The organism is Nocardia sichangensis (genome assembly GCF_047200615.1).
GTDB classification, from domain to species: Bacteria; Actinomycetota; Actinomycetes; order Mycobacteriales; family Mycobacteriaceae; genus Nocardia; species Nocardia sichangensis.
On the sequence record NZ_JBJZOK010000013.1, the window covers coordinates 1 to 23,513 of the forward strand.

15 protein-coding genes are annotated in these 23,513 nt (G+C 68.2%); 14 read left to right on the plus strand and 1 reads right to left on the minus strand.

The window, feature by feature from the left end:
• Positions 1-719: 719 nt before the first annotated feature.
• The 9 genes from ACL03I_RS19275 (at position 720) to ACL03I_RS19315 (ending at position 10,882) form a co-directional block, all read left to right on the plus strand.
• Positions 720-1,268, plus strand: coding sequence for a hypothetical protein (locus tag ACL03I_RS19275; protein ID WP_412806607.1), 549 nt, complete (start codon positions 720-722; stop codon positions 1,266-1,268).
• An 11-nt stretch (positions 1,269-1,279) separates the two neighbouring features.
• Positions 1,280-2,905, plus strand: a complete 1,626-nt coding sequence (locus ACL03I_RS19280) for a hypothetical protein (RefSeq protein WP_412806608.1) — start codon at positions 1,280-1,282, stop codon at positions 2,903-2,905.
• Between the two features lie 39 nt (positions 2,906-2,944).
• Positions 2,945-4,411 carry a PPE domain-containing protein gene (locus ACL03I_RS19285; RefSeq protein ID WP_412806609.1) on the plus strand — a complete coding sequence of 489 codons (1,467 nt, stop codon included), beginning with the start codon at positions 2,945-2,947 and terminating at the stop codon, positions 4,409-4,411.
• A 22-nt stretch (positions 4,412-4,433) separates the two neighbouring features.
• Positions 4,434-4,769: a YbaB/EbfC family nucleoid-associated protein gene (locus tag ACL03I_RS19290; RefSeq protein WP_355072163.1), complete on the plus strand. Its 336-nt coding sequence runs from the start codon at positions 4,434-4,436 to the stop codon at positions 4,767-4,769.
• Entirely contained in the window at positions 4,769-5,494 is a 726-nt protein-coding gene (locus tag ACL03I_RS19295; RefSeq protein WP_355072165.1) for a hypothetical protein, read from the plus strand. Before ACL03I_RS19290 ends, ACL03I_RS19295 begins: the two co-directional genes overlap by 1 nt.
• Positions 5,491-5,874 carry a hypothetical protein gene (locus tag ACL03I_RS19300; protein WP_355072167.1) on the plus strand — a complete coding sequence of 128 codons (384 nt, stop codon included), beginning with the start codon at positions 5,491-5,493 and terminating at the stop codon, positions 5,872-5,874. The genes ACL03I_RS19295 and ACL03I_RS19300 overlap by 4 nt, the downstream gene beginning before the upstream one ends.
• A 36-nt stretch (positions 5,875-5,910) precedes the next feature.
• Entirely contained in the window at positions 5,911-6,231 is a 321-nt protein-coding gene (locus ACL03I_RS19305) for a hypothetical protein (protein WP_355072169.1), read from the plus strand.
• A 7-nt stretch (positions 6,232-6,238) separates the two neighbouring features.
• The gene (locus tag ACL03I_RS19310) at positions 6,239-8,800 is read left to right on the plus strand and encodes a hypothetical protein (protein WP_412806610.1); all 2,562 of its coding nucleotides are present in this window, start codon (positions 6,239-6,241) and stop codon (positions 8,798-8,800) included.
• Positions 8,801-8,947: 147 nt separating this feature from the next.
• A complete protein-coding gene (locus tag ACL03I_RS19315) occupies positions 8,948-10,882 on the plus strand; it encodes a type VII secretion target (RefSeq protein ID WP_412806611.1) in 1,935 nt (644 codons plus the stop codon).
• Positions 10,883-11,331: 449 nt separating this feature from the next.
• Here ACL03I_RS19315 and ACL03I_RS19320 read toward each other — a convergent pair whose 3' ends face one another.
• Positions 11,332-12,444 (minus strand): hypothetical protein, encoded by a 1,113-nt coding sequence (locus tag ACL03I_RS19320; protein WP_412806612.1) that lies wholly within the window; start codon positions 12,442-12,444, stop codon positions 11,332-11,334.
• A gap of 176 nt (positions 12,445-12,620) precedes the next feature.
• On the opposite strand from ACL03I_RS19320, the gene ACL03I_RS19325 reads away from it, so the two are divergent.
• The 5 genes from ACL03I_RS19325 to eccCa all read left to right on the plus strand — a co-directional run bounded on the left by ACL03I_RS19325 (position 12,621) and on the right by eccCa (position 23,228).
• A complete protein-coding gene (locus ACL03I_RS19325; protein ID WP_412806613.1) occupies positions 12,621-13,568 on the plus strand; it encodes a C40 family peptidase in 948 nt (315 codons plus the stop codon).
• Between the two features lie 24 nt (positions 13,569-13,592).
• Positions 13,593-15,263: a WXG100-like domain-containing protein gene (locus ACL03I_RS19330; RefSeq protein WP_412806614.1), complete on the plus strand. Its 1,671-nt coding sequence runs from the start codon at positions 13,593-13,595 to the stop codon at positions 15,261-15,263.
• Between the two features lie 543 nt (positions 15,264-15,806).
• Positions 15,807-17,567 carry a type VII secretion AAA-ATPase EccA gene (gene eccA, locus ACL03I_RS19335; protein ID WP_355072181.1) on the plus strand — a complete coding sequence of 587 codons (1,761 nt, stop codon included), beginning with the start codon at positions 15,807-15,809 and terminating at the stop codon, positions 17,565-17,567.
• Positions 17,568-17,670: 103 nt separating this feature from the next.
• Entirely contained in the window at positions 17,671-19,227 is a 1,557-nt protein-coding gene (gene eccB, locus ACL03I_RS19340; RefSeq protein WP_355072183.1) for a type VII secretion protein EccB, read from the plus strand.
• Complete coding sequence (gene eccCa, locus ACL03I_RS19345; protein WP_355072185.1) at positions 19,224-23,228, plus strand: type VII secretion protein EccCa; 4,005 nt, start codon at positions 19,224-19,226, stop codon at positions 23,226-23,228. The genes eccB and eccCa overlap by 4 nt, the downstream gene beginning before the upstream one ends.
• Positions 23,229-23,513: the final 285 nt, after the last annotated feature.

Below are 23,513 nucleotides of genomic sequence, written 5' to 3' on the forward strand. Positions count from 1 at the left end.
GCCTGACCAGGCACACCCAACCCACCCGGCACAGACGGACCCGAAACACCCGGCGAGTTGGACACATTCGGTTGTCCGGCGCTAGCGGATCGGCCGGGTGCCGGAGCGCCAGCTTGCCCCGGCGGAGGAAAAACGCTCGGTTGTCCCGGTACGGCCGTGCCCGGCCGTGACCGCTGCTGATCCGGCCGACTCGACCATGGCGTCGCCGGGCCGGTCTGCTGATCTTCCGCCGTCTCCGGCTCTTGCGCTGCCACCTCGACCCCGGCGGGCCAGATTTCAGCAGAGGTCATGATCGTCCCCCGGTTGTCGGTGCCATCGGCAGGTGGAGGATGCCCGAACGATAGGTTCGAGCGGTGGGTCGCAGACGTTCATCCAACCCATCCTCACAAGTCGCTGTGAACTCATCTGGCAGCCTGGACAATTCGCGCATGTCAGTGTAGACGGATTCGGACCGGCCTCCCGGTTCTGCCAGCGCGCTGCTTCCCGTAGTTGGGAAGCCTCGACAATGAAGACGTCGAAAGTAGGTCTCACTCATGGTCGATCACCGCGTACGCCGCTCCGGTCGACGATGGGGAGTTCGATCGAAAGGCGGACTTTGCCGTGGTGAGGCACGAGCCTTGCGAGCCTCTGACCCAGGTCGGGTCGGCCGCGATGGACGCACGTGAAGACCAGCAAGCCGCCGTGCACCGGCGCTCCGCCTAGCATCTCGAGGTGATCCCATGCCCTTCGGCGTTTCATGGTCGTCTATCGGTAAGTTCGCGGTCACCACTGGTATCACCTTTGCCGGTGGTGCGCTCGGGTCGGTCATCCCGGGTGTCGGCACGGCGATCGGCGTTGCGGCGGCCAGTGCTCTGAGCGGCTTCGTCGCCGAGACGCTCTGGGACAAGACTGTCGAACACAAAAGCTGGGGCGAGTCCTTGGATAACGGCGTCGAAACCGGCGCCTTGTCATTGCTCGGAGGCGGGGCCGGTGGGGCCATGCGGGCCATGGCGAACGCGGGGGGACGAAATCTGCTCGCACGGGCGGCTACAGGCGCATTCAACCCTGCCATCCGTAACCCGGCTGCGAATATCGGAGCCGCGTGGACTGGACGAGGCGTGTCCTTGAATGCGGCCCGCGGTTGGTTGACCGGCGCCAGCGTGACTGCCGGGATTTCGGGCGTCGGGCATCAAGGGGGGCCGGGCTCGGCTCCGGGACAAGGGCAGTCATATCCGGCGACGCTGCCGACCAAGCCACTCAATGCGTCAACGACATTCAGCACTAGCTGAGGGGCGGTTCCATGACGGACATGCACCCGATGTTGATGCCCGACCGGAAGAAGATCCAGGAGGGCAATTATCCGGCCGAATGGGTCTTCTCGGTCTTCACCGATTCCTGCTTCAAGAGCCTGTATCAAAACTTCGACGGGATCTGGAAGAGCCTCGGAAAAGATTCGAAGAGTGATCCACCCAAAGCTCCGGATGTGCCACAGGTCGCCCCTGCGAATATCGGCAGTTTTACGAACTACGCGGAAGTGGCGGTGCAACTGAAGCGGTCGTACAGCGACCTGAACGGCAACGTCACCGAATTGGTGAACTCGATACGCGAATCCGGAAAATGGTCCGAGGCGGGGCAGCAAGCGACCAACAAGGTAATCGACGAGAAGGTCGTGGCGATGGCGCCTACCACGCCACCCCAGGGCATACAAATCGACAGTTATATCTTGACCTGGGTGACGGCCGCCAACGATTCCCTTGCCACCGAGATCGATACCGTCAGGCAGGGGCAGAGCGGCGTGGCCAAGGACATCGATGATCAGACCAAGATGATCAAGGAACTGCAAGATCAGATAAAGAAGCTGGAGGCGGCGGCGAACAACCCGGCAGGCACTCCGCCTCCCGTCGACACATCGAACTGGCCGACGACCCCCGGTGTCAACGACCCGACGATCCCCCCGGCCGTGGACAACAGTACCTTTCCCCCCGGCCTGGACGGCCTCGACGACCCGACCACTCCCAGCACGACGTTGCCCGATCTGGACACCCCCGGCAGCCCCGGCTCGACCGGTCAGACGCCGAGCAGCCTGGACCCGACCGGGACCACTACGCCGGGCGTGACGACACCCACCACGCCGAGTGTGCCGCAGACCCCCGTCAGTTCGCCGATGGGCTCCGGCATGGACCTGATGAGTTCCATGCTGCCGATGATGATGCAGCAGGCGATGATGCGGAACATGGCCGACCAGGACTTGAACAGCCGTCGCAGGGATCTGGATCCGAGCCGCTACGACGACGAGCTCGATGCGGTGGCTCCGCCGCCGGTCGCACCGCCGGTCACGGCCCAGCCCGCGGTCGCGCAGCCGTCCACGACGGCCCCGGCGACGCAGCACAGCGGGGCGCCCACCGGCACGACATCCACCCAGCCGACGGTCGCGCCCGGACGAACTCCGGATGCGGACGGCAGCGTGACCTACACCTTCCCCGACGGACGTACGCAGAAGGTGTCCGCTATGGTCGCCCAGGTCCTCGACGCGGCGTTCGGCAACCACGCGGACACCTCCGCGCAGAAGGCATACGAGAAGACGCCGGCGAAGTGGTCGGACAAGAAGCAGATCGGCAAACGTGTGGGTGACTTCGAGCTGATGACCGGCGACGTCGCCACATGGACGAACTCGACCGCGGTCCTCGTTGTGTTCCCCGCCGATCAAGGTGGCACATTGGAGGTCATCGTCAAGGGCGAGCTGAAGCCTTTCGACCCGAAGATGCCCGAGATCGCCTCGGAAACGAACACTTTCGAGGGCTTCGCGCATCCGAGCGGCATCGAAGTGACCGCGCCGGCGGACGGGGGCGCGCCCTCGGGTACGCCGGGCTCGGCCGATCAGTCCGCGGCCGCGGCAATGCCGGTTGCCGCGGCACCCGCGGGCTGATCGCGCGAGCAGTGCGGCAGATGAGGAGAGGAGGTCGCGATGGCGCTGAAGGTGGATCCGCAGGAACTTGTCGCTGCGGCGTCGAAACTCGCCGCGATGGCGCGCGATACCGGTGCGGCGATGCCCGGGGGGTGGGTCGTGCCCGCGGGCGCTGACCCGATTTCCGCCGCGGCGGTACCGCAACTCAACGCGCAGGCCGCCTCGTTGTTCAACGGAATGGCGGGTGTCCTCACCGATATCCAGCGGACCGCGTACAACATCGGCGCGGCCGCCGCCGATTACACCGCGGCCGACGACGACGGCGCTCGCAGGATCAACGGCAGCGGCGGTGAGTTGCTCGCCAATCCGGTCGGCGAAGTACAGGAGATCGGCCAACGGCGCCCGCCGGGTCTGCGGTTCCCCGCCGCGGGCGGAGCGGTCGACCCGTTGACTTTCGCTCAGCAGTTGCACTCGGGCCCCGGGCCCGGTGCGGCGAAGGGATTCGCGGACGCGCTGCGTAAATTCGCCGGCGGTCCGCATCTCGCGGCGATCGAGGGCGTGACCTCGGCGGCGAAGTCGATGCAGAACTGGGAACCGGTCGGCTCCGCGGCCGCCGCGGAGCTCGGCCAGCGCCGGGGGTGGCTGGACCAGCTCGGCCTCGGCCTCGGGATGCTGGCCGACGGAATCGACACCTACAGCGACGCGTTCCGGACCGCGAAAGCCAAACACCCCACGCCGGAGGAGATCATCGCCGCGCGCAAGGAGCTCATCGCGGCGATGCGCTCCAAGAACGAGCTCGGCATCCAGGCCGCCCTGGCGAAGTTCAACGAGCAGAACGCGCGTTCGGCGGAGACGATCACCGGCTACTCCACCGAGGTCGGCTCGAAGGTGGGCGCGAGCGAGGGAACCAGCGAAAGCGCCGGAAAGGGCAGCGGCAGCAGCGACAGCAGCGCGTTGACCCAGATGCTGCCCGCCCTGATGAGCGCGATGGCCTCGGCCGGCACGCCGTTGAGTCAACTCGGACAGTCGGATACCTCGGACGCCTACGACGACTACGGCCTCGACGACTACGGTTACGACGACCTCGGCATCCCCAGCGGGCTCGGTACGGGCAGCCCGAGCGGGATGCCCGTCGGCAGTCCCGGCCTCGGCATCCCGGATGTCGAAGCGGAAACCGTTACGGCGAGCGCCTTGCCGGTGGCCGCCGCGGCCAGCCTGGGTTCGGGCATGCCGCGCACACCGGTGATCGAACCTCTCGGTACGTCGTCGGCGGCCACCGCTGCCGCCGCGCGCGGTGGATCGCCGATGATGCCGTACATGCCGATGGCGCCCGGCATGGGCAACTCGGGTGGCAACAACGACCGAAACCGCGTCGTGGCGTGGCACCCCGACCGCTTGATGTACGTGGACGACACACCGCACACCGAAGCGGTGATCGGGGAACGGCCGACCATTGCCCCGACCGTGACTCCGCCGACGCCGGCGCCGAGCAACCAAACCCCTTCCCAACCCGGAGGTAACGCATGAGTGAGCGCAGCGAGGTGGCGTCGTGAGTTCCATCCACCCGGACGTGCAGGCGGCCTTGGACGCCGCCCGGGATCTGCGGCACCGGATCGCCGAGATGCGGGAGAAGATCGACAACATTCGCGCCCGCAGGCCCTCGCCCGGCGGCGCGGTCATCCCGGAGGTCGACGCGATGGGCAGGCTGACCGATCTCTACCTCGCGCCGGGCACGGCCGACCGGCTCACCTGCCCCGAACTGGTCACCGAGATCATGGCCGCGATCCGGGAGAGCACCGCCGACGCGGCGCGGCAGTACCAGAGCGTGATGGAGCGCCCCATCGACGCAGACGAGCCGGTCACCACCGCTTCCGGGCAGGCCTGATGACCGAACCCGCACCAGAGGTCACCGTCGCGGATACGGTGCGGTGGCTGCACGACGAGGGGCTGGTCCGGCTCGCCGGGGTAGCGGACGGCATCTCGGACCTAATCGTCGCCTACACGATCGATGTCGCCACCGGAACCGTCTCCGCGCATCCCGCCACAGGTGGCGGTGTCGGCGCGGACGTGGTGTCCCTGGCTGCCGACGACCTGCCGTATCCGACGGGAACGGCCCGCCGTCTGGTGGTCGCCGGTGTCACAACTACCGACGCGGTCCTGGTGATCGACCTGGCCGCGACCTTGACGATCGCGATCAACGCCGACCGTCCCGAGCAGACGGCCCGATCGTGGGTCCTGCAACTGCTGTTGAATCCGGAGGTCACCGTCACCACCAACAGCGCCGACGTCGCGATCGGCAGCAGTGCCAGGCTGCGGCAGAGTTTCATTCCCGGCGGCGGCGCGACGCTGGTGAACGTCGACGACACCCGTCCGCCGGTGACGGCGGTGACGTTGAACCCGGCCACCGAAGGTCCCGACCATCTCGACGTGGCCCCGGACGGCACCGGCGAGTTGTATCTCGGGGCCCGGTTCTGGCAGATGCGCCAAGTCATGCGCATCGAGGACGCCGCCTGGTCCGCGCTGGCCGCGCGCCTGGAGTCGATGACCGACGACGCCGACTACTTGATCAATCCGCAGCCCGGTGAACGATTCTCGGAGAGCAGCCGATGACCGACATACATTCGATCCACATGGACGATTACGACGTCGACGATGTCGATGATCTCGACGAGCGGGAAGCCGCCGCACCGGACTGGCGGAAGATGACCTACGAGGTGTTCAACCCCGACCACACCGTCGGCGTCGGATGCGACCGGGACGGCGAGATCATCGGCTTATACATCACCGATGACGCCCGCGAGAACGGCGACGAGTGGTTGGCCTCGCAGATCGTCAAGCTGGCGCGGCTGGCGCACGCGAAGTCGCGCGTCGGGCTGCGGGCGGAGATGGAGTACAAGGGCACCCGCTCCTACACGATCGATTCGTTCGACCTTCCGACCGAGGCGTCTTATCGCGCTATGGAGGAAGCCGAGTTCCGACGCGACACCTGAGTGCCGACCGCCGCAACGGCGAGACAGGACAGCGACATGACCGACAAATTCGATACCGACGATCCGCACGAGGTCGTCGCCGCCGCGCAGAAGTTCCACACCGCGATCACCACGGTCGGCGGCCAAGTTCAGCAGATCAGTAGTGGTTTCGTCGCGCCGAGGCGTCCCGAATCGGAGATCGATCGGCGACTGGTTGCGCACACACAGTGGATCAAGACCACGTTCGAGCGTGCGGTGCGCGCCAACGGCCGTCGTGTGGACGCGACGACAGCGGTCACCGCCCAAGTGTCGTACACCCATGGTGACGCCGATCGCGCGGGCGCCGCCGCGGTGCGCAGCCGTACCGAGTTCGTCTGACTCGCTGATGGAACCGGAGCGCGACAGTCCGTACTGGGACGCCATCGTCGGCGACAACTGGCCGGCGATCTCGCCGGGGGACTGGAGTGCGCTGGAACGCCTCGCGCGGGACGGCGCGGGGGCGTTGGACCTGCTCGACGCCGACCGCAGACGGCGTGACTTCGACGAACGGGTCCGCTCCAGTGCCGGTCTGCAACCGGTCAAGGACGACATGGCGCGCCAGCGGATGAACCCGCAGGCGTTCGCCGACGCGCTGGAGGCCGCGGCGGACACCTTCCGGGACTTCTCCGACCTGGTGTATCGGACCCGCAACAAGATCCTCGACATCGTCGAGGAGGCCACGGCGAGGGTCAACGCGACCAAGCGCGCGGCCGCGGCGGAAGACGACGAATCCGACGCCCAGGCCATCCGTAGCCGGATTCCCGGAATGATTGCCGCCGCACGGGAAGACGTGGAGGATGTCGTCCGGGCGGCGCTCAGCTCGATCAGCCCCCAGGGGCTGCCCAGTTTGGGCTTGATCGCCGACGCGCTGGGGCAGCCGGGCCCCTGGGACCCGGGCCATCGCAACGCGGACGACCACAGCGGCGGCGACCACCGTGCAGGCGACCGGGGACAGCACCGGCCCGCGACCGACCACTCCGGCGATCCACGGCACAACGGATCCCCCCGGACCGATCGGCCGAAGGACGATACGCCCGTTGTGGTGTTCCCGGAGAACGCGGATGAGCAGCCGGTCGTGGCTACCGTGGACCCGTCGGCGCCCGGAGACGAGGTCGGCAGGCAGCCGGATCCTCGCACCACCCAGGACACTTCGACCGAATCTCCGGTCACGGACCCGGTGCCCGGCCAGTATCCGCCCGGGGGAACGACGGCCGTCCCCGTCGGTCATACGCCCGGCGGGGCATCCGACGGCGGACCCGGCCTGACCGCCGCGGGCGGCCCGCCTCGCGGACAGCTCACGGACACCGAGCCCATGACTTCGGATCGGGAAGTGCTGGCGGACGGCGGCGACCACGATGCGCCCGGCTCGGACGCGCACGATCCGCACGGAAGGGGTTCGGATGTCTCGGTCGACGAGGCCGAATCCGGGACCCACGACCGCTCCACCACCGTTTCGGCGGCGGAAACGCACGACGCCGCCGCACCCGACCAGACCGGCGATGTCGCTGTGTCCGCGGGCGGCCCGGCGGCGGCGGTGGCGCCGCCATTGGTCCTTCCGCCACCCGTGGTGACGCCGGGTTCCCTGGCAGCATCGGCACCGGCCGCCTCGGCAGTCTCCAGCGGCCCGTCCGGACCGGCGGTCTCCGCTCCAGCGGCACAGGCCGGCTCGGGTCCGCCGCAAGTGCAGGCGAAGCAGACCACGGCTCCACCCGGCGAATCGCGCGGACCGGCCGCCGCGCCCAAGGTCACGGCGGTGAGCGCGGGACCGCCCCCCGGTGCGGGCGCGGTGGGGAAGACACAGCCGCCCGAGCGGACCGAGCAGCGCGCGGACGCGGACAAGGACGAGGCGGACGACAGCGACGATTCGATGCGCAATGTCGTCGGCGCTGCCATGACCTCGGCGGCGGCCCCCGCGTTCGTCCTGGGCGCACGAGTGGACGGAGACCTGGTGCTGGCCCGCACACTGCTCGCGGGCGTCCTTGCCGCGGGCGGCGAGGCGGTCCTCGGACTCGGGTGGGCGGTTTCGGTGATGCGCCACCAGAGCGGGATCACCGCGTTCGTCACCTCGAACGAGGGGCGCGGCTGGATACCCGCCGGGCTGTACCTGCCGCGTGAGATGTCCACGCCGTGGGTGTGGGAGGTGGCCGAGAGCGCGTGGGAGGGCGTCGCGGATCCCGCGCGCGTGCTGGCGGAGTTCGGGATCGCCTGGGGGCGCAAGTCCGGTGCGCGGTTGACCGCCGTCGTCTCCTCCGAAGAGGTCGACGCCGAACTGCGACGGCAGTTGGGCGAGGTGCCGATCGAAGGGGAAGTGGCCGCCTCGTCGGCGATGGACTTCAGCGCGCCGCGGCCCAGTCTGGTCGACCGCCTCGAACTCGTCGCGGCCCCGGCGCTGGTGCAGCGCGCCGCGGCCACGCCGGAGTCGGAGATCGGGCTGCGCTGCTGGGAGTTGGCCTCCGACGCACACGTTCGGGTCTACAGCGCCGGCCTGGGTTCCCCGGCCGCGCTGGGAGCGCCCGCGGCACGCGAACGGATCCTCGGCGCGCTGCGGCAGCGCCGCGAAGTGCGGCAGGAGTGGTGGGAGGAGCTCCGGGATGCCGACGATCTGCTCACGGCGACGATGTTGTCGCGGCGCGCCGATGTCTCGCGGGTCGCGTTGGGTGAGTTGCGCGCCGACCGAGCCGACGGCCGATACGCGTCGGAGATGAGCGCCCTGCGGGCCATGGTCTTCGAACGGCGTTGCGACGAACTCGTGCTGCTGCTGGCGGAGGCGGCGACACGACAGGTTCTGCGCGACGCGATATACGCGCACACGCAGATCGTGGGTCATCCGGCCTTCATTGCACCGGCTCCCGCGCCCGCCGCGGCTGCGCCTCGCCGCCCGACCATCACCGCGGGGCCAGGCCGCTGATCAGTAGCTGGATACCTTCGATCGTCGAAAAGCGTTGCCGCCCAACGCCGCTGCGCAAGTGCCGGAACGAGTTACGGCTGCGTACTCCCCACTCATGGGAAGGATCGACAATAGGGGGACGTGTGGTGGGAAAGGATCTGATCGAGCATGCCGAACAGCATGGAAATCGACCCTGCGGTTTTGCGTCAGCTGGCCGACCAACACAGTCGGGTGGCCGCCGATACCAGGGAATGGGCCAAGCCGCCGGTGGATTGGCTCGCGAGCTTCCTGCCCACCTATGGCAAGATCGCCTACCCGGTCTATGAAGCGCTGGAGCGATACTACGACGCACGGCAGCGTGCGGGCGAGGCGCTGGCCAGCGAACACGATCGCACCGCCGCCTCGTTGCGTGCGTCCGCGGACGCCTACGAGCAATCCGACGACGAGTTCGCCCAGCACATCCGGCAGGTGGCCGGCCTCACCGATCAGCCGTCCCCGGTGCCGGGAAGCTCCGCCGCTCCGTTCGGTACGGACCGCCCCACGACGCCGTCCCTGTCGACGCCCGGTGCATCGCCCGATGCCGACCCCGTGACGGCCGGTCCCGGTTCCGCCGGTCGGGATTCGGCCGCCCCCGACGGCACTCAGACCGACCCGCTCGGCACTTCGCAGGGCAAACCCGGCGAGGCGTCCCCGGCCGGAGCGGGCGTGCCCGGCGCGACCGCCGCGTCGACGGACCCGGTGAGCGCCAACGGCACCGGCACGCCGAACGCGACGGGAACGACTACACCCGGTGGCCCGTCGAGCACCGGCGTGACAGCGCCCTCGACCGCGGGCATGCCGCCCGCCGGGGTCGGCCCGCTCAACGGAGCCCCGGACGATCGAGGCGCTACGCAACCGCCCACCGGCGCGACGGGCCGGTCCGATCTGCCGCCCATGCCGGTGCAGGTGGGGAGCCCGTTCGCGGCCGCCGTCGCCTCGGCGAAGGACAAGGAGGCCGAACCCGCGTACGTGGTTGGCAGCCAGGTGAACGACGATCTCGTGCTGGCCAGGACGCTGCTCGGCAGCGTGCTCGCCGCGGTGGACTCCCCGGTGGGCATGGCCTGGGCCGTCTCGGTGATGCGGGGTCCCGGTGGAACGGGTGTCTTCATCACGTCGAACGAAGGACGTGGGTGGTTGCCCGCCGGATTGTTCCTGCCGCGTGAGGTTTCCACGCCGTGGAACTGGGACGAGTTGCTCGCCGCCGACGACGGCGCCGGATCGCCGTGGGAAGGAGTCACCGATCCGGCCCGGGTCCTGGCGGAGTTTGGGTTGGCCTGGGGTGCGAAGGCGAACGCGAGTCTGTCCGCCCTCGTGTCCTCCGGTCCGATCGATCCGGGGTTGCGCAACCGCTTCGGTGAAGCGGCGATGGAGGGGCTCGTCGCTCCGTCCTATGACGTCGACTTGCGCGAGTTCACCCCGGATACGGCCGACCGCCTCGGCCTCGCCGGTTCGATCTCCGGCCTGGAACAAGTCTCGTCGGTGCCCGATGCGCAGGTGCGATCGCGGTGCGTGGAACTGGCGGCCGACGCCCACGGGCAGGTCGGACGCTCCGGACCGGCGCCCGTGGAAGCCGCGACTTCGCGCCGGGTTCGGGAGCGAATTCTCGCCGAGCTGCAAGCCGGGAGGCCGGTGCCGCGCGAGCTGTGGGACGAACTGCGGGATGCCGACGATCTGCTGGCGGCCTCGATGCTGGGGCAGCGGGTCGACGTGGGCCGGGTGGAGATCGGGCAGCTTCGGCTGGACGCCGGGGCATCCCCGCTGCGCAGCATGGTTTTCGAGCGGCGCTGCAACGAATTGGTGCTGCTGCTGGCGGACGAGACGAGCAGACAGACCCTGCGCGACGCCGTCTACGCCCACGAACAGGTCACGCTGCATCCACAGTTCGTCTCGACACCGGCGCCGGTCTCCACCGCCGTGCAGCCCGAGCGTGTCGCCCCGCCCACAGTGGTTCCTTCGGTCACCGCACCGGCGGTCACCGCACCCGCGGTCGCCGGAGGGCCGCCGCCAACCGTCGTGGCCGCGCCTTCGACCCCGCCGCCGGTGGCGCCTCCGGAGCAGTCGTGAAAGCTCCGCGAGCGTAGGTCGATTCATTGGTCCGGGCGTGGCGTGGTGGGTGCGATCCCGCCGCGCCACGAGCCGGGCGTCGGTACGTCTGTCGCTGAGGGTCCTTCCGTGGAGTCCGGCCATACCGGCAGCCGGATGGCAACGTGGTGACGCCCGTGCGGATCGCCACCATCCGCGCTGCCGAATCGGCATCGGTGACCGTGCACACGATGTGCGCTCTCGTACGCAGGCGGCACTGCCAGTAGCCGTCCGGAACCGGAATCCCGCTTCTCGCGGTGTAGTACGACCGCCGCACTGCGGTCAACCAGCCCGAGGCGCTGTGTGGGCCACAGGAAAGCCGACTGGGTGATCAATGCACGCCGCGAACACGGGAGCCGGAACCGGCGCATGCCGAACCCGCCGACGGACTCGAGATGTTCGAACGCCTTCCGAAAGGCGGCTCGACGCGGCTACGCCTCGATGACGGGACTTTCTTCCGGAGTCGGTTCGCCCTCGGCCTCCGCGTCCTGGGCGGTCTCGCTGCCCGTCCGGGCGGGCGCGGACCCGTCTCTGGTCCGCCGAGCCGGGATCACGCTGGGTGACGGGGTAGCGGCAGGAGCTCCATCCTGCTCGGCGGGCGGCGCGGTATCGGCAGCAGGCGCCGCGGTGATGCCGCCGGGCTGTGCGGTTTCCGGCTGCGCGGCGGCGGGTTGGGCATTCGGATCGCCCTGCGGCGGCGCGGCCGCGGGCTGGCCTTGATTGCCGGGCGGCGGCGCCTGCCCCGGCTTACCCGGCGCGCCGTTGTTCTGGTTCTCCTCGGCCTTCTTCGCCTTGTCCTCTTCGGCCTTGTGCAGCATCTCAGGTATCTGGGAGACCAGCGGCATAGCTGCCATCGGCAGCATCGCGAGCATCGGCAGCAGCGAGGAGAGGCCACCGTCACCGCCGCCGCTGGTACCACCGGCCGTGCCGCCACCGCTGTTCTGGCCGCCGCCTTTCGAGTTGCCGTTGCCGCTGCCGTTGGCCATATCCTCGTTGAGGTCGGCGATCGCGGTGACCTTGTCGTACACCGCCTCCACGGCGGCGGCGACCGCCTTGAGCAACGGAAGCTCTTGGGCGGGCTTCAGTTTGGCGGTTCCCGCGGCCTTCAGCTTGGTGTTGAGGTCGGCCACGATGGTTTTGATGGACCGCAGCGCCTGCACTTGCTCGGCGGCCACAGTGACGGAGGTCTTGACGACCTTGTCGTCCATCTGCAGCAATTGCAGTTGCCTGGCCTCTACCTTGTCGATCGTCTTGCGGTACTCGTCGTCCGCTTCCCCTTTGCCGAGCGCCTTGTAGAAGGCGGGCTCGAGCAGGTCGGCGACTTTCGGCGGGGGAGTGGTCATGCCGCGCCCGAGCAGGTCTACGGCGGTTTGAATGGCGGTGTCCGCCATCGCGATGTAGGCGCGCAGCCCTTCCGAGGCCCCGGGCGGGCAATGCAGGTCGACCAACCAAAAATGTTTGACCTCGGAGGCCACGCTGGCCAGAGGGGTGGACGCGAGCGCCGATGCTTTTTTGGCTTTGGTCTCCGCCGCCGTTGTCGCCATACCGTCGCCACCGCCTTCCAGAAGTCACACCCATTGTCTCGGCTTCCCGATTATGGGAAGTGGCGCATAGTTCGATTACCCACCCACGAATGGGAATACGACCGATTCGGTTCGGGCGACACAATAGCTGGAGAGTGTGAGAGGCGGTCGGTGATGAGCGATGGCGAGTCGGTCGAATGGCACCGGCACTGACGAACGACCTGGACGGAGTGCTCCGATCGCTGCTTGCGCTGTACGGCGACGGCCAGCCCGCCGGCCAGGCGGCGACCACGACCCAAGCTCTCGCCGCCGATCTGCGTCCCCAGTCCGGAGCGGTGGCGCTGCGGTACGGCGAGGCGCACGGCATGCAGATGTCGATCGCGGAATCCCATGCGAGCAAGGACAGCATCGTCGGCAAAGCCGTGGGCGAGTCCGGTGACGGAACGGTCAACGGTCGCGGCCGCCTGAACAACCACATCGCGGATTTCCAGAGCCGGATACAGGCCATCGCTTCGGTGGGCGACACTCGCTTCAGCGGGCCCGCGCTGCTGGATGCCGCACAGACCACCATCTCGAATGCCACCAAGCAGGTCGACGCCGATGTCGCCGCCGCACGGCAGCAGGCCGCGCAGATCATGCCGCCCGCCACGCCGGCGACCCGGCCGACCAGGCACGGTCCGGCGCCGCGCAGGCGGCGCCGGACGCGCTCGAGGTCCAGTTCCTCGTCCCGGCTGCGCCGCAAGAGCACAGTCCGCTCGGACGGAACCAGAGGCGGAAACGCGGTGCTGGCCGCCAGCAGCTGGCTCGGCACCCCTTACGTGTGGGGCGGTGGCGGCGCGGGCGGTCCGAGCGGCGGTGGATTCGACTGCTCGGGTCTCACGCAATACGCCATCGCCCAGGCGAGCAACGGCGAAGTCGTGCTGCCCCGTACCACCTACGAGCAGATCTACAGCGGGGTCCGGGTGCACCCCGAGGATGTGCGTCCGGGTGACCTGGTGTTTCCCGGCTCCTCCTTCAGCACGCGAGGCCCGGAGCACGTGCAGCTGGCCGCGGGCAACGGCATGGTCATCGAGGCGCCCTACACGGGCTCGACGGTGAAGTGGTCACGCATGGACAGCAACTCCGTCGTCGTGCGGGTGCTGTGACGCGGTGACCATGGGGAGGATCGCGTGGCCATAAACATCCCCAGCGAGGTCGCGCTGTTCCTGAACATCTGCGGCATCCCCTACCCGGATATCAACGAGGACGACGTCCGGGCCCTCGCCGGGCATGTGCGCACCTTCGCTGCCCAGGTGCGGGACACGCACGACTCGGCGACCGGCGTGATCGATCAGATGGGCGCCTTCTACTCGGGTGAGTCGTATCAGCAACTTGTCGCCACCTGGGCGGGCATGAGCGCGTCTCACATGCGGCAACTCGACAGCGCGTGCAAGATCGTCGGTCAGGCCCTCGAGGTCGCGGCGACGGTGATCACCGCGGTGAAGATCGCCGTGCTGGCCGAACTCGCCGCCCTGGCCGCCACCTATGCCTCGATGATGATCACGCCGCCGCTGGCGCCTTCCGCGCCGCTGATCGCCGCGGCGGCGCGCAAGCTGTGTGAGCAGATGGCGCAGTACCTGATCGGCTATATCGTCGCCGAAGTCATCGGCAAGGCGATCGAACCGCTCGAACAGGCCATCGACGACATGGTCAAGGGGATCGTCTACGACGCGACCCGCGACGCGCTCGACGTCCCGTCGTCGGGCAGACCGGCGCCGCTGCGCATCGATCCCGACGCGGTGCAGCACTTCGCAAAGGTGCTCGACGATCACGCCGACGACATCATGCGGCACGCGGCGACATTCGCCGAGAACGTCTCCACACTCGATTTCACGACATCGACACCGTTCGACGACGCGGCGCAGCCCACCGAGGGGGATGCGGGCGCTCGGCGTGGTCCCGCCGCGACGGAGCGGGGAATCCCGTTCCAGCACGGCGAACAGCCGCAGTCGCGCTTCGGCCAGAACGTATCGGCGGCGACCACCGGTCTCCACGGACTCGGAGACGACGCGCGCGTCCCCGTCGCGCCGCGCGACGCCTCGGAGGCGATCGGCGCCGCGGAACGGCCGGTCGATCGAAACGTATCCCAAGGTGGCACAGAGACGCCGATCCCGACCGGCGAGCGATCTTTCTCGCCGACTGGGTCGGAACCTTTCGAGTCGGCCCGGGAGTTCGCGAACAAGACTGCGCCAGTGGGGGCCGCACCGAGCGGTGTGGGCATGGACGCGGCGGACCGACCGGCAGGAGTCGAAAGCCCTTCCGCGATATCCGCGCAGGCGGGAGCGGATGCCGGGCCGGTGGCTGCCCGCGAAGCGGCGCCCGAGGTCGGGGGGCGACCGGCGGTCGAGCCCGACGATGGCCGGTCCGGCTGGGCCACCGAAGCGGGCGGACCCGCCGACCATGTGCTCGCAGAGAACGCAGTCGCGGGCTCCGTCTCGGGTGATTCGCTGGGAGCTGCGCCCCTCGCACGGCAGAGTCCAGGTGCGGCGTCCACGCCTTGGGGCCGAGCCGTGCCGGGGCCGGGCGCGCCGGACCCCGCGCCGCCGAAATCCGAACGTCCGGCGAAGGCCACGCCCAAAGTGCGCAAGCCCGCGGTCACTCCGTGGACCAAAACCCGTCGTACCCGGGATGTCCCGGCCGTGGTGCACGCTCCGGCCACGCGGCCGCCACTGCGGTTGGTCCGGGAGAAGGGCTCCGAAGCGAACAGCGCCGACCTCGCCGACGCGATGCCCGCGCCCGCGCCGGCGCGGGCGACGGCTCCGGCATCCGATCGCACGGACTCGCCGCCTTCGCGCGCCTGACGGGGCGATCGGGCGAATACAGGCTTCCGACAAGAAAACCCATTCCCAGGCGCGGGAATGGGTTGCTGAGTGGAGGTGGCGGGAATGGTAGACGTAGACGAACCGCGCTACCGCACAGGGTGTCGTTCCCCTCGCAACGGCCGGTGGCCTGCCGGTGCCACCGGCCGTTGCTTTTGGGTTCAGATCGTCAGGATGAGGGACTGACGATCTGTGTTCAGACAGTACCCTCTTCTGTCGGAACGTTCAATAGTGTGCACCTAAATAGCGGCAAGAATTTCGAATCAAGCGTGCGACCTGCTGCGCGGCGGCTGGGTGGACCGGATCGCGGCTGGCCAGCCGCCGCCGAAGGGGCCATCTGCAGGCGGATGATTGCCGACCCCGAGGTAAACATACCGTTAACTGACGGCACGTTCAAAATTGGCATGTCGCGGAAGCGGCGTCGTCTCCGTCTCGACTTCCCAATGTTGGGAAGAAACCGAGTCCTGGGCGTGATCCCCGGAATCTATCGTTCGAGCAGGCTTGATCGGCGGAAGGGAAGTCCGAGTGTCAGCGGCCGAGGACGCGTTCTACACGGGTGTTCAGAATCTTGGGTTGGTCGCGGGTGGCGTGCGCAACGACCAGCACGCGGCGGCGGCGTTTCGGGCCGCTACCGATCTCGACCCGGACATGTGCGATGCCTGGCTCGGGCGTGCCATGGCCGGGGAGGTCACCTCGGAGGTGATCTACGGGGCCTACCGCTCGGTGCACAACCTCTACCGCGACCAGCAGCGGGCGGGTCTGGTCGATCGCGCCCTGTGGTGCCAGGTCGAGATCGGCATGTACGGCCTGCGCGTCGCGATGGCCGATCGCGATCAGATCGCCATCGCGCAGGCGTGCTCGTATGCCGAAGGCGGTGAATGGCAGGAAGCCGCGGCGATCCTCGACGAGGTCCCGCGCGACGACGTGTCCGACTTCGTGCGCATGTCGCTGTACTTCCGGACGAAGCAGTGGCCGGAGGTGCTCACGTTGCGCAACGCGCGGCCGGTGCTGGAGGACGGCCTGCTGGACATCGCCGCCGAGCTGATGACCGCGCAGTCGCTGGCGCACCTGGGCCGCTTCGGTGAAGCCATGCCGCGCGCGCAGCGAATCGTGGAGGACAGCTCCTCCGGTAGCCTGTCCTACATCTGGGCCGACGCGCACTTCCTGCTCGGCATGCTGATGCGGCACAACGGCGATCACGACGCCGCCGACAAGGTCCTCAAAGGGCTGCAGGGCTCGGCCCTCTGGCCGGACCGCGAGGAATGGCAGCGCGCGGTGCGCGACAAGTCGTACCGATTCGAGGTCGCCACCGCGGAACTCATCGCGTCCAGGACGAACAGGTGGGATCCCAAGACGGGCGACGACCCGCGCGAAGCGGCCGCCAGCGCAGCGCGCGCGGAACGGGAGAGTCTCCTCGCGGAGGCCTCCGACCTGCTGCAAGCGCAGATCGGCATGGATTCGGTCAAGGAGCAGGTCGACCGGCTCAAGTCCGGCGTGCTGATGGATCAGGTGCGCGCCAAGCGTGGACTCGCCGTGGATTCGAAGTCGCAGCACCTGATCTTCTCCGGCCCGCCCGGTACCGGTAAGACGACCATCGCCCGGGTGATCGCCAAGATCTTCGCCGGCCTGGGTGTCGTGGAGAACGCCGAGGTCATCGAGGTCTCCCGCAACGACATGGTCGGCACCCACCTGGGCCACACGGCACCCAAGACCAACGCGCTGATCGACTCGGCGCTCGGCGGGGTACTGTTCATCGACGAGGCGTACACCCTTATCCAGGAAGGTCTTTCCGGCGGGGACGCGTTCGGCAAGGAGGCGGTCGACACGCTGCTGGCTCGCATGGAGAACGATCGCGACAAGCTCGTCGTGATCATCGCGGGCTACGAGGACCAGATCGACCGGTTCCTGGCCTCGAACGACGGCCTTGCCTCTCGTTTCACCAAGCGGATCCGCTTCGCCAGTTACGACGCCGACGAACTGGTGCAGATCGCCGAACACATCGCGCGGAAGAAGGATTCGATCCTGTCCGAGCAGGCTCGCGAGGTGCTGCGCCTGAGGTGTGAGGAGCTGGCGGGACAGACCAAGAACGGCAGGCGGCTGATCGATCTGGCCGGTAACGGCCGTTTCGTGCGCAATGTGGTCGAGGCCGCCGAAGCCGAGCGTGATTATCGCTTCACCAGAGAGAACGCCGATATCGCCGCGATGACCGACGAGGAGCTCATGACGATCGACGCGTTCGACGTCACCGCGGCGCTGGAGGGCTTGGCGCCGAGCACGCGGGTGTGAGGCGTCCGCTGATCCGCTATCCCCAATGCTGGGTATAGCGGTCGTATTCATGCTGTGACCGCTGGTTACGGTTTGGTGAGGGCGGCGGAAGGAACGAGAACCGGTGGCGCGCTTCCGGGTTGTGACCAAACACCAGATTTCCGGCTGGCGTTTCCTGCTGCGCCGGATCGAGCACGCGCTGGTCCGTCGCGACGCGTCGATGATCGATGACCCGCAGCGCGGCCGCTCGACCGCGCTGACCATCGGCATCGCGCTCGCGTGCGTGCTCATCGCAGGCAGCGCCGTGCTGGCGTTCTTCAAGCCCGCCAAAAAGGTGGGGGACTCCAAGATCGTCGCCGAGAAGGACACCGGGGCGCTGTTCGTACGCGTCAACAACCGGCTGTTCCCGGCGCTCAATCTCACCTCGGCCCGGCTGATCGTCGGCTCTCCCGACAATCCGGTGCAGGTGTCCCGGGACGAGTTGTCGAAATACCCGCGTGGACCATGGGTCGGCATTCCCGGTGCACCCGGCAGCATCGTCGACAGCAACGAGAAGGATTCCTCGTGGACGGTGTGCGATACGACGCGCACCGGTGCGGCCGCGCCGGTGAACCCGGCGACCGGCCTGCCGACCGTCAGCCGGTCCGCGGTGCGAACGACGGCGATCGGCGGCCCGCTCGCCATCGACGGCGACGCCAACCGCCCGCTGGGTGACGGCGAGGCCCGCCTGCTGCGCGACGACACCACGACCTGGCTGGTGTACGCGGATGCCGAGAAAGGCGTGGTGCGCGCCGCGATCGACCTCGCGAACACCGCGGTGGCCATGGCGCTCGGCATCGACTCGACCGCTCCGGTGATGGCGGCCTCCAAGGGCTTGGTCAACGCGATTCCCGAAGCACCGCCGCTGCGGGTCCCCGACGTGCCGGGCAAGGGCGAGACCATCTCGCTCAACAACGGATTCACCACGCCGGTCGGGTCGGTGCTCACCGTGTCGACACCGGATCAAGGCGTCTCGTACTACCTCGTCTCCCAGTCCGGGCTGGTGCGGGTCAGTTCGGTGCTGGCGGCGATGGTCCGCAATGCGGACGCCCAAGGCTCGGTGACCACTCGCACCGTGGGACCCAACGTGATCGCGGCGAATCTGCGCCCTGGACAGTGGCCGGGCACCGCGACCTACCCGACCCGTCCCGTTCGCCTGGTCGACCCGGAACGTTCCGGCGTCACGTGCCTGCACTGGTCGCGCTCCGGGAGCGATCCGAACGCGATCACCGAACTACTGGTGGGCAGGCAGTTGCCGCTCACGCAGGACGAGCAGGGCCGCGCGGTCGACCTGGTGACATCCTCCGCTTCGCGCGGCACCACCGCGGATGCGGCGTACCTGCCGAGGGACACCGGGCGATTCGTACAGGTGACCGGTACCGAACCGGGATCGCCACTGCGTGAATCGCTCTACTGGGTCTCCGACAGCGGGGTGCGCTACGGCATCATCACCGAACCGAACAGCGCCGGCGGCACCGACCCCACCTTGCTCGCGCTCGCGCTACGAGCTCCGGTCCCCGCGCCGTGGAGCATCATCTCGCTGTTCGCGGTTGGTCCCGCTCTATCCCAGAAGGAAGCTCGCATCCAACACGACGGAATCCCGAACAACAATGTCGTCGCCGGGCTCGGGGGTACGCAGTGACCAGCACTCGCCGATTCGTCCGGCCCGCCCGCATGGTGCGCGGTCCCAAAGCGCCCGCCGTGACCGAGTTGCGGCTGCAACCGCCGACCGAGCTGCCCAAGCCGGTTCCGCCGTCGCGACTGCGGATGATCATGCCCGTGGTCATGGTGGCGGCCATGTGCGGGATGATGGTCATGATGTTCCGCGGGGGCGGAGCCGTGAACCCGATGATGCTGATGTTCCCGGCCATGATGCTGGTGTCGATGTTCGGCATGATGGGCGGCGCGCTCGGGGGCAACTCCGGCGGCGCGGCGAGCCTGAACGAGGAACGCAAGGACTACCTGCGCAGCATCACCGACAACCGCAAGACGGTGCACGCGGCGGAAGCCGAACTCCACGCCTACCTGCGCTACACCCATCCGGGTCCCGATGAGATCGCCCGGCTGATCGGGGGCAAGCGGATGTGGGAGGTGCAGGTCGCCAGTCCGCAGTTCCTGCGCGTGCGGGTGGGCCGCGGACGCATCGCCAACCAAGTGCGCGTGATCGTCCCGGAAGCCGCGCCCACGTCGGATCTGGACCCGGTCGGCGTCGTCGAGCTGACTCGATTCGCCAAGGCCTATTCCACGGTCGGCGGCATGCCGGTCGCGATCAATCTGCTGTCGGCGCCGCAAGTCGGCATCGACGGCGATCCGGAGCTCGTGGCCGGGTTGGTCCGCGCGATGATCGGCGAGGTGGCGGTGCTGCACGGGCCGGACCAGGTGGCGGTCGCCGCGGTGCTGTCCGATCCGGACGCGCCGGAGTGGTCCTGGCTGAAGTGGCTGCCGCACGCACAGCATCCGAGCGACAACGACGCGATCGGCTCGAGCCGCATGGTCTACCGCACCGTGGCCGAGTTGCGCACCAAGGTGCTCGCCGGACTCAACCGCGGTCCGTTCTCGGCGAATTCGCAGCCCACCCTGGATCGCACCCACTTCCTGCTCATCGTGGACGTCGAGGGCCCTGCCAGCGACCGCGACATCTCCGGCATCGACGGCTGCACCTGGCTGCGGTTGGGTCCCGCGGAGCAGAATCTGCCGAGGGCGTTGCGCTTCACCGTCACCGAGGACCGGTCGCTGAACGAGGTGACCCCGCGCGGGCTGCGTCGCGTGGGTGTGGCCGATTCGCTGTCCACGGCGGCGATCACGGCCATGGCGCGCAACCTTTCGCCGTACCGGCTGTCCACGGTGGTGGAGGCGGTGGCCGCCGAGCAGGCCAGCGGTGGTACATCCTGGGAGGAGATGGTCGGCATCGACGACCCGGGCGTCATCCGGGTCGAGCAAGCGTGGATCCGGCGTCGCGATCAGGACCGGGCACGGCTGAACATTCCGTTCGGCCATGACCCGGCCGGTGGTGTCGTCTATCTCGACATCAAGGAATCGGCCGAGGAAGGCATGGGCCCGCACGGCATGTGCATCGGCGCGACCGGATCGGGTAAGTCGGAATTCCTGCGCACTCTGGTGCTCTCGGCGGTGGCGACACATTCGCCGGATGTCCTGAACCTGCTGCTCGTCGACTTCAAAGGTGGCGCGACCTTCCTCGGTTTCGACCGACTGTCGCATGTGACGGCCATCGTGACGAACATGGAGGAAGAAGCCGACCTCGTCACCCGTATGGAAGACGTCATCAACGGTGAAATGGCGCGTCGGCAGCGGATTCTGCGTGACGCGGGCAATTTCGCCAGCGTCGCCGATTACGAACGTGCCCGGGAGCAGGGCGCGGACCTGCGACCGCTGCCGACGCTGCTGATCATTCTCGACGAGTTCGCCGAGCTGCTCGAGCAGCATCCGAACTTCTCGAAACTCTTCGTGGCCATCGGCAGGCTCGGCCGATCATTGCGCATCCACCTGCTGCTCGCGTCACAGAAGGTGCCCGCCAACCGGATGGGCGAGTTGGAAGCCCACCTTTCCTACCGAGTGGCGTTGCGTACCAACCAGACCAGCGACTCGCGCGACGCGATCGGCACCGCGGATGCCTACCACCTGCCGAAGAAGCCCGGTTCGGGGTATCTGCGGGTCGGCTCGGGTGACCTCCAGCGTTTCCAGGCCGCGTACGTGGGCGAGAAGTACTCGGCCCCCGCGCAGGTGTCCGCGTCCTCCGCGCAGCGCGCGCGACGGCCCGGTGGCGGGTACCGGCCGCCGCAGCGCTTCATCGCCGGCCATATCGCCGACACCAGGCCCGCGGTGGTCGAGCCGGTGGTGGTCCAAGATGCGCCGGAAACGGCCGACGGCGAGTCGATCACGGTGATGGAAGCGGTGTTGCAGCAGTTGGCTCGGCACGGCCAGCCCGCGCACAAGATGTGGCTGCCGCCGTTGGGCACGCCGCCGACTCTCGATCGGATGATCCGCGCCGTGCCGCAAGGCGTCTTGCAGATGCCGTTGGCGCTGGTCGACAAGCCTCGGCAGCAGCGTCAGGACGTCTGGTGGGTCGACATGTCGGGCGCGGGTGGGCACATGGCCATCGTCGGCGGCACGCAGGCGGGCAAATCGACCGCGCTGCAGACGTTCATCATGTCCGCCGCGCTGACCCACACCCCGGAACAGGTGCAGTTCTACTGCCTGGACTTCTCCGGTGGCGGCTTGGCGGCGCTGACGAACCTTCCGCACGTGGGATCGGTCGCCGCGGCCAGGGACGGCGATCGCATCCGCCGCACGATCGCGTTGGTGACGAACCTGCTCGAGAGCAGGCAGTCGATGTTCACCGAGTTCGGTATCGATTCGATCCGAAAGTTCCGCACGCTGCGGGACGGCGGGGGCAGGCCGCCGTGGCACGACCGCGATCCCTACGGTGACGTCTTCCTGGTCATCGATGGATGGGATGTCGGATTCGGTACGAACGGCCCGTACTACGACGAATACACCCCGGTGATGGAGTCCATCGCCCTGCAGGGCTTGAACTACGGCATCCACCTGGTGGTCAGCAGTTCGCGCTGGATCGCGATTCGTCCCGCGATCAAGGACCTGATGCAGACACGCGTCGAGATGCGGCTGGGTGACCTGGCCGATACGACCTTCAACACCCACCGCAATGTCGTCGCGGCGATCCCCGCCAATCGACCGGGCCGCTGCATCTCGACCGACGGTCTGCACATGCTCACGGCGTTGCCTCGCATCGATGGTGTGGGCGATCCGAATTCGGCCGCCGAAGGCCTCGCCGCCGCGGCCGCCGAGATCACGCAGCGCTACCCGGGAAGGCGTGCGCCGCAGGTGAAATTGCTGCCGCCACAGGTGGGCATCGATGAGGTGCGGGCCGGATGGCCGGTGCCGCAAACGCTCGCGCAGCGTCTTGTCGTACCGTTCGGCGTCCGGGAATCCGATCTGAGCCCGGCGACGATCGATTTCGGTGTGTCGACCCATTTCATCGTGCTCGGCTCGACCGGATCGGGGAAATCGACCACCCTGGCCGCGCTGCTGGAATCCATCAAACGCCAGTACGACCCGTCACAGGCGCGCGTGTTGCTGATCGACTATCGGCGCAGGCATTTGGAGACGGTGCCGCAGGAGATGCTCATCGGGCATGTGACCAGCGAGCGGGATGTGCGCGAGGCGCTGCCGGCGCTGGTGGAGAAGATGCGCTCGCGGCGCCCACCGGACAACGTGACGACCAGGCAGCTCGCGGAGCGCTCCTGGTGGTCCGGGCCCGAGGTATTCGTCGTGATCGACGACTACCACATGGTGGTGCAGCGTGGCGGGATGAATCCGCTGGAACCGTTGAAGGACATCATCGTCGACGGTCGCGACACCGGCTTGCACGTCGTCGCGGCGCGCAATATCGCCCAAGCGGACACGGCGTTGTACGACAACGTGATCGGTCAGATGAAGAACCTCAATTCCTCGGGTCTGATCATGGACGGTTCGAAGCTCGACGGCATCCTGATCGGCGATGTGCGACCCACCAAGCAGCCGCCGGGCCGTGGAATCTTTGTGGAGCCCATGTCTTCTCGCCGAGATCTCGTCCAGGTGGCCTGGGTGCCCCAGCAGATGTGACTTCGGCGCCCATCCCAAGGTTGGGAATAAATTACCGTTTTCCTTAGCAGCCGCTCGATCCGAGCTGGTAGTCACGCTCGATTGGAGTCTCATCATGGCACTCCCGGATGTCGGCATCGCCCCGCCGGGCATGCGGGAGGCCGTGACCGACCCATTCTGGATGCCACTGGAAGTCGGTGAGGGCGCCGCCGTTCTGCCGGGAGGCCGCGGCCCGCACGGTGCTATCGCCCCGCCTCGGGACGTCACCGATACGACGGGTATCCGAGATCCGGCGGCGGCAGTCGT